Consider the following 11,693-nt stretch of genomic DNA (forward strand, 5'->3'; position numbering starts at 1 on the left):
GAACTGATTCTCTAGCTGCCATGGGTTTTACATTACCTGTGGTCATGGTCATCGGTTCTGCCTCAATGGGGATAAGCCTGGGGGCGGGTTCCGTTCTCTCTCGTGCCATGGGGGGAGGCGATCATTACCTGATGACACGAACTGCCACAGACGGGATTCTGCTTTCCATGCTCCTGGTAGGATTCATCAGCCTGGCAGGTGTTTTTTCCCTTGATATTCTCTTTACGCTCCTGGGTGCTTCAGGAGAGGTGCTGGTGCAGGTCAAGGAGTACATGTTTGTCTGGTATCTCGGGTCAATGGCTGTGATGATGCCTCCTGTCAGCGATAGCTGTCTCCGGGCTACGGGAGACATGATCAGGCCCTTGATCGTGATGCTGGTCTGCGCAGGGATGAATTTTATTCTGGATCCCATACTCATTTTCGGATACTTCGGGTTTCCCGCCATGGGGATCAAAGGAGCGGCCCTGGCTACAGTCATATCCCGCTGCTTCGGCATGGTGACGACCCTTGGGTTTCTTCATTTTCATGCAGGTCTTTTAGACCTTTCCCCTCCTCATTTGAAGGAGATCCGTGCCTCCTGGGGACGTATCCTTCATGTTGGAATCCCTGCCTCCATGACTCTCCTCCTCCCACCCCTCACCAGAGGTCTTTTAACCAAAATGGTCGCTTCGGCAGGAGGGGCTTTGGCTGTTGCCGCTCTGGCTGCCGGGAGTCGGATAGAAAGTATTGCCAACATCTTAATCATGTCTGTTTCCATGGCTCTCGTTCCTCTGGTCGGTCAAAACTGGGGAGCTGAAAAATGGAGGAGGATTCATTCCATCCGTTTTCTTATCCTCAAAATGTCCCTGATCTATGGAGCCCTTGTTTTTGCTGGAGTCTGGTTTCTGGCCATGCCGGCTGCCAGATCTTTCAGTCAGGATTCTCAAGTGATATCCCATACTGTTTTATATCTGAGGATTCTGGCAATGAGTACGGGAGGCCTCTGTTATTTCACATGGATAAGTCAGTCCCTGAATGCTGCCGGCAAGCCTCATTCATCAGCCCGCCTGAATATTATTTCATCCCTGGTTCTAATTCTTCCTCTATCCTACCTGGGGTCACGGATTTATGGTTTTACAGGGATTATTTTCGGGTTCTCCCTGGGACAGATTTTAAGTGCTCTCTGGGCCTATCTGGAGGGATATATGAACATGGATCTGAAGTTCAAAGCGGCACTATAGCTCAGTCTTTCATTTTCAATTTTTATACCTTGAAAAGTGAGATTCCATAGACGATAACCATTATTATGGATGACTCGAAAATACTTGGTCTTTACAGAATGAGAAAGAATACTCTCCTCATTGATATTGAAGTCAAATTTTACAGGGAAATCTTTAATACATGGGATTTTTCTCCTGAATTGAACAGGGATCTGGATGATGACCTTTTTGAGTATCTTGAGGAATGCTGCCGAGAAATACCCTTAAAATCACCCATCTGTATCGTTATTCACCTTCCATCCGGGATTTTCGATCCTCAAAAGGAAGAATTGAACAAAAAAAGCTTTGAAAACTATTTCGGCTATAGAATTCGAAGATTGCAGATTAAAAAAAAGAAGATGTATAAAGATGCGGCCCTGTATGCTTCTTACGGTTTGCTCTTTATTCTTCTGGCTACCTTGATGGAGCATTTTATGCCCATCAATACCCTTTTTTCTGTCTTGAAAGAAGGGTTTTTTATAGGAGGATGGGTCCTGTTCTGGGAATTGTTCTCTACTCTCTTCTTTACAAAAGGGGAAGTCAAGGAGACGATGAGAATCCTTCGGCGCCTGCAGCAGGCACCCATCGAATATGAATATGAGAACAAGATATAATAAATCCACCCATCCTGAACACTTTGATACTTTTCTGATCTGAAATGAATTAGAATTGATGTATAGAACTATCAGATTCTCATTGAACTCTGAAAATGAGCTCTTTTACAAATATTATTAGAAGGAGGCAGGAAATGAAAATTGCCTGTATCGGAAATTTCCCCCCCCGGGAGTGCGGCATCGCCACGTTTACAATGGATGTTATTTCTTCTTTAAAACAAGAATACAATAAGAGCCATCATCAGGCTTTTGTGATTGCCATGAATGATAATCACAAAGAATATGATTATCCGGAAGAAGTGGAAAGCACTATCCGCCAGGATTACCTCCAGGATTACCTCCAGGCTGCAAAATACATTAACTTCAGTGGAGCGGATGTCTGTCTGCTTCAGCATGAGTTCGGGATATACGGCGGCAACAGCGGCGTTTATATTCTGCCCCTGATCAATAAATTGAAAGTACCTCTGGTTGTCATTTTTCATACAGTTTTGAGAGAACCCAGCTACAATGAAAAGAATATTATAATTGAAATTGGTAAAAGAGCCTCGGCTATCGTTGTCATGAATAGTTTGGCCATTGGATTTCTGAGAGATGTGTATGGTGTGGATGAAAATAAAATCCATGTTATTGAGCATGGTGTTCCCGAGTTCGACTTTACGAGAATTGCGTACCATAAGAAAAAATTCAAGGTGGAAGGCCGGAAAACTCTGATCACCTTCGGGTTATTGAGTAGAAATAAAGGTATTGAGACGGTTATCAATGCGCTCCCTGAAGTCATTAAGAAGCATCCGGATCTTCTGTATATCGTTCTTGGCAAGACTCATCCTGCGGTAGTCCGGTCATCCGGGGAGGAGTACCGCAATTACCTGAAGCTTCTTGTTCATCAGCAGGGTTTGAATGATTATGTATTTTTTGATGACCGTTTTGTTTCGATAAATGATTTACTGGGTTATCTGAGTGCGGCTGATATGTATGTGACGCCTTATCTGAACGAGGCTCAGATAACCAGCGGCACCCTGGCATATGCTGTCAGTTCAGGAACCGCTGTCATCTCCACACCCTATTGGCATGCCAAAGAGCTGCTGGCTGATGGTCGGGGTGTCCTTTTTGATTTTGGAGATTCTGGTCAACTTGCGGGTATTCTCAATTCTCTTCTGGAAGATTCGGTCAAGTTGAAACAGCTCCAGTCCCGGGCTTTTGAGTTCGGGAAAAAAACCAGTTGGCCCGTCATCGGCCGGCGGTATTTGAAGTTGTTCGATGAAATCAGGAAAACAGTCCCTCCCCTTCACGCCGACATGGACAACAATGTCGTTAAACCGGGTCTCATGCCCCAATTCAGCCTGGATCATGTCATCCGTATGACCGACCAGACAGGAATGCTGCAGCATGCCAAGTATATTGTCCCCAAATTTCAGGATGGTTACTGTCTGGATGATAATGCGCGGGCTCTTCTTATGGTGACCATGGCCTACAGGCAGATGAAAGATCCTGAGGCCATCAGATTGATGCTCCATTATCTGAGTTTTATACAGTATATGCAGAATGAGGACGGCAGTTTTAGAAACTTTCTTTCCTATTCCCGAAACTATCTGGATGAAAAAGGGTCGGAGGATTCCTTTGGCCGTACCATCTGGGCCCTGGGTACTCTGATACGCTTTCCTCCCAATGAGGTTCTTTTTGAGCAGGTCCGGGATCTGTTTCAAAAGGGGATGGATAAATTTTCAGATTTGAGCACTCTTAGAGGGTTGGCGAACTGCATCATCGGAGTCAGCAACTGGATGCACCGTTTCCCCACGGATGAGGGCATGATGAACCAGCTCAAAGCCATGACCCTCAAACTTGAGGCATATTATACTGCCAATAATGAGGGGGACTGGCATTGGTTTGAACAAGTCATAACCTATGACAATGGGATTCTGCCCTATGCACTGTTGTGCTCCTTTGAGGTGACAGGAAGGGATGAATCGGAAATAATCGCCTTTGAATCCCTGGAATTCCTGAGTTCAATTGTCCTGTCTGATGAGAATCTGTCCATTGTGGGAAGCGAAGGATGGTATGAGAAAGGGGGAGTCCCTGCCGACTTTGATCAGCAGCCCCTTAACACAATGGCTATTGTTCTTATGTTCCGTCAGGCTTACAAGGTTGAAAAAGATCCACAGTATTTAGTCAAAATGTTTAAGTCTTTCATGTGGTTTCTTGGGGAAAATGATCTTCGTATCCCACTGTACGACTTTGAAACCAAGGGCTGTAATGATGGATTAAAACCTTTCGGTGTGAATAGGAACCAGGGGGCAGAAAGCACCCTGGCCTATCTTATTTCTCATATGGCTGTAATGTCAGTATACGAACAGGATATTTAAGACTTGTCCCTGCCCAAATTCATTTTTTCAAAGATGAGATCCAGGGGCAGAGCCGCAAAGGAAGACGCCGAATCGGAAAGTCCATAGGGAATGATCAGATCGTTATTATGGATGATGGAGCCGCAGGAATAGACCACATTGGGTACATATCCCTCTCTCTCGGTTTGATTGGGAATCAGTATAGGGTCCTCCAGCTGACAGATGACTTTTTCCGGATGTTCCAGATCCAGCAGGCTGATTCCCAGGCAGTATTCCCTCATCGCCCCCACTCCATGGGTCAAGAGCAGCCAGCCATGTTCTGTTTCGATGGGGGATCCGCAATTTCCTATCTGAATAAATTCCCAGGGGGACTGGGGTTCTTCGATTTTTGTCTCTTCCTGCCAGTTGGTGAGATTGTCGGAATACATGATGTAGTTGCAAAAACCATCAATCCTGGAGACCATCACATACTGGCCCCGGATCTTTCTGGGAAACAGGGCCATGCCCTTGCTGTTGGCACTCTTCCCATGGAGAGGTCTGGTTGTAAAATGATAAAAATCCCTGGTTTCCAGAAGTTTAGACATGGTGGCAAACCCGTTATAAGCGGTATAGGTGGCATAGTAGATGATTTCACCACTATCATCTGCGAATTTGACAAAACGGGCGTCTTCTATGCCGTTTTTTTCTGACTCGGAGGCCGGGAATATCACCCGTTCCGTCAAAGCGGTGTCTAATGAGAAATTGGTATCATAATAGGCATCTGCCAACCAGATCATGGATTTAATAACATTCTTTTTTGAAAGAGACAAATTCAGGTCTTTGACACAATTATGGATGCTGTCATTCAGCTCCTTATAGCTGAACTCGTCACTAAGACCATTCATAATCAGGTCGACAATGTCCTTGTGAATGTCCAGTTCATCCAGTTTTGTTATATATTTTTTTTTATTGAAAATGGCCATTCTGATGGTCTCGGGCTGCTCCACAAGGTCATTTGTCCTCTGAAAGCTCAGTTCATTCTGCTGATCGATGATAACGCTCCTGAACACTATGGATGAAATATGACCCTCTCCTGTGGCTCTGAAACTGACAATCAGTCTTTTCTGTCCGGCTTCAAGGTGGGTTTGATCTGGATCTTCAATGACGGAGGGATTAAAAAATGCAGCCGACTCTATGGAATATTCATGGGTGAAGTAGGCGCCTATCAATCGCCTCCTTTCCTGTGAAATCGTCTCGGGATCAGTTCCCAGTTCATTCAGAAATCGCGAGACATTTTTGAAATGATTCTCAAAGATTGAATTGATATTTCTGTGACGGTTGGCATAGCTGCCAAGAACCCTCTTTAATATGGCTTGAATTTCTTCTTCCGGCAATTTCATGATTTTCTGAATAATGAAGCGCCCTCGATCTTCCCCGCCGGGAAGATAAAAACGGGCAATGATTCTTTTCGGGTCTGGATAGAGAGTCACATTCAGTCTTCTAATCGCAATGCTCATCAGGGCTGTCCTTTTCAAATGGGTTCATGAAGATTATACTACATACTTGGGGAAAACAAAAATATCGGTCGCAGTACAATTGTGTTATGAAAAGAGTCATCACAATTGTTTACAGGCCAATGTCGATCTGTGATATTCTTGTTTTTATAAAATTGAAACAGGGGGTTATTTTCTCCTTGGAGGCGGTCTATGTTATATTTTAATGAACTATACAGATAGAATCATATAGAAAAAATAGTTTTGTTTGATGCTTTGTCCAAGACTCTTGAATCTTTTCCCGATGCCCAGAGAGTTCTACTCATTCCTCCTGATTTTACCCGTTTTCATTCCGGGGCGGGAGAGCTCTGTGAAATAGCCTGGAAGATTCTGGGGGATAAGGTCAAAATCGTCCTGCCGGCCCTGGGGACTCATTTTCCCATGACCGAGAGCGAAATAAAAAAAATGTTCGGTTCCATGCCGGCTGGACTGGTTCAGGATCATGACTGGAGAAACGGGTTAACCGAACTGGGGCGTATCAGTTCCCAGGAAATGTCCCAGCTTTCAGGAGGCCGTCTGGATTATGACTGGCCCGTACAGGTGAATAAAATTCTGGTGGAGGAAGACTGGGATCTTATCCTGTCCATTGGTCAGGTTGTGCCCCATGAGGTGGTGGGAATGGCCAACTACACCAAGAATATACTGGTTGGTACCGGAGGTAAGGAAGCCATCGATAAAAGTCACTTTCTGGGCGCCGTTTCAAATATGGAGAAGGTCATGGGCCGTGCGGACACACCCGTGAGAGCTCTGTTCAATTTAGGGGCCGACAAGTTTTGTAAAAACCTGCCTATCGTTTATGTCCAGACAGTCGTCGCTGCGGATAAGACGGGGGCTCCCGTCATGAGGGGCATTTTCATTGGAGATGATGAGGAGTGCTATCAGAAGGCTGCCGCCCTGGCTCAGGAGCTTAACATCCTCCTGCTGGACAGGGCTCCCCGTAAGGTCGTCGTGTATCTGGACCCTGAAGAATTCCGCAGTACCTGGTTGGGAAACAAGAGTATCTACCGGACCCGCATGGCTATTGCCGATGAGGGAGAACTGATTGTTCTGGCTCCGGGAGTTCACTGCTTTGGCGAGAGTGAAGAGATGGATCTTCTGATACGGAAATATGGATATCATGGAACAGACATGACCCTTGATCTAGTGAAAAAATACCCGGATATGTCAGATAATCTTTCGGTGGCGGCTCACCTGATTCATGGTTCGTCGGAAGGACGTTTTAAGATCCGCTATTGTCCGGGAGGATTATCAAGGCAGGATATTGAAGGTGCCGGGTTTGCTTTTGGGAAACTGGATGAATACTCCGAAATCTATGATATAAAAACCCTGAAAGAAGGTTGGAATACTCTGGAGGATGGTGAGGAGATCTTTTACATTTCTAATCCGGCTCTGGGACTATGGGCTTTGAAAGAAAAATTCCGGGATGGTGCAGAATGATATTATTAATTATGGGTGTCAGTGGTTGTGGTAAAACTACTTTAGGAGAGAAAACCGCTGAGGGATTAAAAATTGATTATTTCGAAGCAGATAAATTTCATCCATCTGCCAATATTGAAAAGATGGCTTCCGGCATCCCCTTGAATGATGCTGACCGCTGGCCCTGGCTGGCTCTGATTCGTGAAAAGGCGGCTGAATACCAGGCCGCCGGGAAATCCGCCGTGATCACCTGTTCCGCCTTGAAAGAATCGTACAGACAGTATCTGGGAGAGGGATTAACCAGCCCTTTGGAATGGGTGTATCTCAAAGGAAGTTTTGAAGTCATTGAGAGTCGCATGTCCAGCCGGAAAGGGCATTATTTCAAGGCGGAGATGCTGAAGAGTCAGTTTGCTGACCTTGAAGAACCGGAATATGGATTGATTCTGAATATCGAAGACCCCTTGGAAGAGAAGGTTCAGATCTTATTGGATCGTTTTAAGGGTCGATCCTGAGGATCTTTTTCTATATTCCCGGGGTGGATTCCCTATTGAAGTTGTTTTCATACAGATGTCTTAAAATCCAGATTGATGTTTGAATAATCAAGGATTAGCGACTCATCCTCACTTACATCTGAACACTCAAAAGGAGCGTCCATGGAACCTTATCGAAATAAGAATATGACCACTGAAAAGAGGACTGCCGATCTGCTTTCCCGTATGACCCTGGAAGAGAAGGTGGGGCAGATGATGCAGCTGCCTGCCAATTCTGACAATAATATGGACAAGCTGGAATCCATGAATATAGGGTCTTACCTCCATTGCACCGGAGACATGATGAGAGTCCTCCAGACACGGGCCGAACAGACCCGCCTGGGGATTCCCCGTATTTTTGGAATTGATGCCATTCATGGTCACTGTATTGATAACAGGGCTACCGTGTTCCCTACCCAGTTGGGGGTCAGCTGCAGCTGGAACCGTGATCTTATTCAGAAAATGGGAGCCGTGACTGCCAGGGAAGTCCGGGCCAATGGAATCCACTGGACCTTTTCTCCTGTTCTCTGTGTTGCCAGAGATTCCCGCTGGGGCCGGGTGGATGAAACATTCGGGGAAGATCCCTGGTTTATCGGTGAAATGGCGAATGAAATGATAGAAGGCTATCAGGGAAAAGAGGGGTATAATAATTGGGAAAAGATCATGGCTTGTGGGAAACATTATGCCGGATATGGTGAAGCCGCAGGGGGCCGGGATGCCTATGAGGCGGAGATCTCCCGGCGGACGATGCTTTCTCTTTTCCTGCCTCCCTTTGAAAAAATTGTAAAAAACGGATGTGCCTCCTTAATGGCCGGATATCAGGCCATCAGCGGGGAACCTTGTTCTGCCAGTTCCTGGCTCCTGCGGGAAAATGCCAAGGAAGAATGGGGGCTCGACGGTTTTATCGTGACAGACTGGGATAATATCGGTTCTCTGTATACGAAGCAGAAGGTCGCCTCGGACTTGAAAGAAGCCGCCTGCCTGGCCATCCTGGCGGGGAACGACATGATCATGACCACACCTTCCTTTTATGAACACGCCATTGCTCTCGTGAAAGAGGGCCGTATTGAAGAGTCTCTGATCGATGACAGTGTCACCCGCATATTAAGAGCTAAGTTCAGGTTGGGCCTCTTTGACGAGTACCGCCATACTCCCTCTGATCTGGAAGCCACCGTATTGGGAAGAGCCGATCACTGGGAAGTTTCAGCACAGGCCTCCAGAGAATCCCTGGTACTGTTAAAAAATGATAATCTGCTCCCCATCAACAGTCAAAAGGTAAAATCTATTGCTCTAGTGGGCAGTAATGCTGATGATGTTTTGGCCCAGTTGGGTGACTGGTCATTCGGCAGCATGCAGGCAGGGGCCTCGGATGACAGTTTTCACCGGGATCAGACAGTGACTCTCCTGGCGGGATTACGCGACAGGGCTGGCCGTGATGGTATCACTGTCCACTTTGTGAAGGGGGCAGATCCACTGGATGATGCTTTTGATCAGATTGGTGAAGCCGTCCGCAGTGCCGCATCGGCAGATCTGACGATTGCCTGCGTGGGGGATACCCTGAAACTTCATGGAGAGTTCCACGATCGGGCCAATCTGGATTTGACGGGACGGCAGCAGGACCTGCTGGAAGCCGTAAAAGCGACAGGAACTCCTCTCTGTGTTGTCCTGATGACCAGCAAACCTCTTTCAGTTCCCTGGATTGAAGAGACTGCCGATGCGATTTTTTGTGCTTTTAACCCGGGGGCAAAGGGTGGAACGGCTCTGGCAGAAGCCCTCTTTGGTGATGTGAACCCCTCGGGGAAACTGACCATCTCCTTCCCCCGGCATGTGGGTCAGCAGCCCGTTCATTACAACCGCTACAGCGGTTGGCACTCCATGAATGACAGGGCAATGGCGGGTCAGGAGCGTTATATTGATATGCCCGAAGAGGCTCTGTTTGTTTTTGGTGAAGGAATGAGTTATACCAGTTTTAGCTATTCCAACCTGACTCTCTCTTCATCAAGACTAACCCGGGGATTAGATTTGCTTGTCTCAATCGATCTCAGGAACAGGGGAGATCGGGATGGTACCGAAATCATTCAGCTCTATATCAATGATCTCTACAGTTCTGTGACCACCCCTGTCAAAGAGATCCGCGGCTTTGAACGTGTTTTTGTGAAAGCCGGAGAAACGGTTTGTGTGAGTATGACTCTCCCTTTTGAAGAGCTTTCTCTCGTCAATGCCCATCTGGAACGGGTCGTAGAACCGGGAGAGTTTGAAATCCTTGTGGGCTCCTCCTCCCGGGATGGTGACCTTCTGAAGGCTGTTGTGACCGTGGAATAGTCTGTTTTGATTCAGGGTTCCAGTTCTGCCGCCATTGAGCTGGATCCCTTATAGACATTTGATAAAGAAATAGTAGTTACGGACTATGGAAAAATGACTCAAATTTGATATTTTTATAGTTAAAGAAATGCAAATTCAGGTTAGACTATATAGATCAGGAGATCGAATGAAGATTGCTATTTTTTCAGATGCCTATTATCCGCAGATTAATGGAGTCGTCACTTCCATCAACAGCATAGCCAGAAATATGGCAGACCGTGGGCATAAGGTCATTATTGTGGCTCCCAGTTATAAAAATCTTCAGGAGCAGGAATACCCCGGCATCAAAATTATTCGTGTGACCTCCATTTCTGCATCATTTTATGATGATTTCAGATGGACTAATCCTTTTAGTTATATTGCCTACAGGGCGCTCAAAGATGAAGCCGTGGATATTATCCATTTTATGACGCCTGTCTTTATTTCTCTTCTGGGAATCAAATTTGCCCGGAAGCTCAATCTTCCTCTTGTAGCCACTTTTCACACCTTCATTGCCAATCCACTCTATTTTGAGCACCTTTTCAAGGGCCCCTTGAAGATTACTGAAGAGGTTTCCTGGAAATATTTGAATCTGTATTATGACTGTGCGGATTATGTCTCGGCACCCACTGAAGAAGCTGTGAAAATCATCAGAGAGAACCACTGCACAGCACCTCTGGAAGCCATTTCTAATGGTATTGATTTCAATATTTTTGATAATACCCGCAGTCCTGAATTCAAAAAATGCTGGGGTTTGGGGGATAAGGTCATCCTTTATGTCGGTCGGGTTGCCTTTGAAAAGAATCTGAGGAATCTGATGGATTCCTTTGATCTGGTATACAAGACCCACCCTGATGCTCAGTTGCTCATCATCGGGGACGGTCCTCAGTTGGAGGAGTTTGAGAAATATGCCTCCTTAAAAGAGTCGAGGAAGAAGATTATATTTACAGGAGCAATTCCTCACAATGATCTGGTTGTCTCGGGAGTTTTTGAAGCTGTTTCTCTCTTTGCCACGGCTTCACAGACCGAGACTCAGGGAATCACTCTCCTGGAAGCACAGGCTAATGGTCTTATTTGTGTCGGTGTTCGTGAAGGGGGCATCATCAACCTCATAGAAGACGGTAAAAACGGATATCTTGTCTCTCCAGGAGATGTTGATGAAATGGCTGAAAAATTGGCTTATATTCTTGAGAACAAAGCCTCCCTCGGTTCAATGGAACTAGCCGCCAAAGAAATGGTGGATGTTCACAAGATGAGCCGGATTATAGACCGATGGGAAGAGCTGTATCAGAACCTGATTGATAATAAAGAGAATCTGCCAGTGAAGGATTATCTGCATTTCAGCGCCCTTATGAAATTTACGACTCAGTTTAAAATTGATTTCAGGTACTTTCTCAAAAAGATACGTCCTTCCAGAACTTTTGTCGCCAGGAATCCGGAGTTCAAAAGGCGTCCATACCGTTACAGGAACATACGCTCCAAGGCTCCGGTATCATCGACAAAGCTTAAAAAAATACGATCCTTCAGGTCTGGGCAACGGGATTGACAGGAATCTGAAATAGTGACAGTTCTAAAAAATACCCCGGAATTGTATCCCGGGGTAAGGGTCTTTCATTTCTGAACTACTTTTTAGGAGGCATCAGGTCCGTGATGGTTCCTTCTGCCATCTCCGCAGCCAAGGCAA

The 11,693-nt window shown here is 46.0% G+C and carries 8 protein-coding genes; 7 read left to right on the top strand and 1 reads right to left on the bottom strand.

What is annotated here, in order from left to right; genetic code table 11:
- The 3 genes from PF479_RS08775 to PF479_RS08785 form a co-directional block, all read left to right on the top strand.
- On the top strand, positions 1–1,220 hold a 1,220-nt coding region (locus tag PF479_RS08775), incomplete at its 5' end, for an MATE family efflux transporter (RefSeq protein WP_298005040.1).
- 65 nt (positions 1,221–1,285) lie between these two features.
- Positions 1,286–1,852: a hypothetical protein gene (locus PF479_RS08780; protein WP_298005043.1), complete on the top strand. Its 567-nt coding sequence runs from the start codon at positions 1,286–1,288 to the stop codon at positions 1,850–1,852.
- Positions 1,853–1,986: 134 nt separating this feature from the next.
- The gene (locus PF479_RS08785; protein ID WP_298005046.1) at positions 1,987–4,212 is read left to right on the top strand and encodes a glycosyltransferase family 4 protein; all 2,226 of its coding nucleotides are present in this window, start codon (positions 1,987–1,989) and stop codon (positions 4,210–4,212) included.
- Here PF479_RS08785 and PF479_RS08790 read toward each other — a convergent pair.
- Positions 4,209–5,687, bottom strand: coding sequence for a glycoside hydrolase family 130 protein (locus PF479_RS08790; RefSeq protein ID WP_298005049.1), 1,479 nt, complete (start codon positions 5,685–5,687; stop codon positions 4,209–4,211). The two genes, PF479_RS08785 and PF479_RS08790, sit on opposite strands and share 4 nt — an antisense overlap.
- 240 nt (positions 5,688–5,927) lie before the next feature.
- On the opposite strand from PF479_RS08790, the gene PF479_RS08795 reads away from it, so the two are divergent.
- From PF479_RS08795 to PF479_RS08810, 4 genes are all read left to right on the top strand, one after another.
- A complete protein-coding gene (locus PF479_RS08795) occupies positions 5,928–7,160 on the top strand; it encodes a lactate racemase domain-containing protein (protein WP_298005052.1) in 1,233 nt (410 codons plus the stop codon).
- Positions 7,157–7,651 carry a gluconokinase gene (locus PF479_RS08800; protein ID WP_298005055.1) on the top strand — a complete coding sequence of 165 codons (495 nt, stop codon included), beginning with the start codon at positions 7,157–7,159 and terminating at the stop codon, positions 7,649–7,651. The genes PF479_RS08795 and PF479_RS08800 overlap by 4 nt, the downstream gene beginning before the upstream one ends.
- A gap of 141 nt (positions 7,652–7,792) precedes the next feature.
- Positions 7,793–9,991 (top strand): glycoside hydrolase family 3 N-terminal domain-containing protein, encoded by a 2,199-nt coding sequence (locus PF479_RS08805; RefSeq protein WP_298005058.1) that lies wholly within the window; start codon positions 7,793–7,795, stop codon positions 9,989–9,991.
- 166 nt (positions 9,992–10,157) lie between these two features.
- Complete coding sequence (locus PF479_RS08810) at positions 10,158–11,555, top strand: glycosyltransferase (protein ID WP_298005061.1); 1,398 nt, start codon at positions 10,158–10,160, stop codon at positions 11,553–11,555.
- Positions 11,556–11,693: the final 138 nt, after the last annotated feature.

The organism is Oceanispirochaeta sp., from assembly GCF_027859075.1.
GTDB lineage: Bacteria > Spirochaetota > Spirochaetia > DSM-2461 > DSM-2461 > Oceanispirochaeta.

Excerpts from the sequence above, each read along its gene's own strand:
- PF479_RS08790 (WP_298005049.1), bottom strand. The coding sequence starts at position 5,687 with ATGAGCATTGCGATTAGAAGACTGAATGTGACTCTCTATCCAGACCCG.
- PF479_RS08805 (WP_298005058.1), top strand. The coding sequence starts at position 7,793 with ATGGAACCTTATCGAAATAAGAATATGACCACTGAAAAGAGGACTGCC.
- PF479_RS08810 (WP_298005061.1), top strand. The coding sequence starts at position 10,158 with ATGAAGATTGCTATTTTTTCAGATGCCTATTATCCGCAGATTAATGGA.
- PF479_RS08780 (WP_298005043.1), top strand. The coding sequence starts at position 1,286 with ATGGATGACTCGAAAATACTTGGTCTTTACAGAATGAGAAAGAATACT.
- PF479_RS08785 (WP_298005046.1), top strand. The coding sequence starts at position 1,987 with ATGAAAATTGCCTGTATCGGAAATTTCCCCCCCCGGGAGTGCGGCATC.
- PF479_RS08800 (WP_298005055.1), top strand. The coding sequence starts at position 7,157 with ATGATATTATTAATTATGGGTGTCAGTGGTTGTGGTAAAACTACTTTA.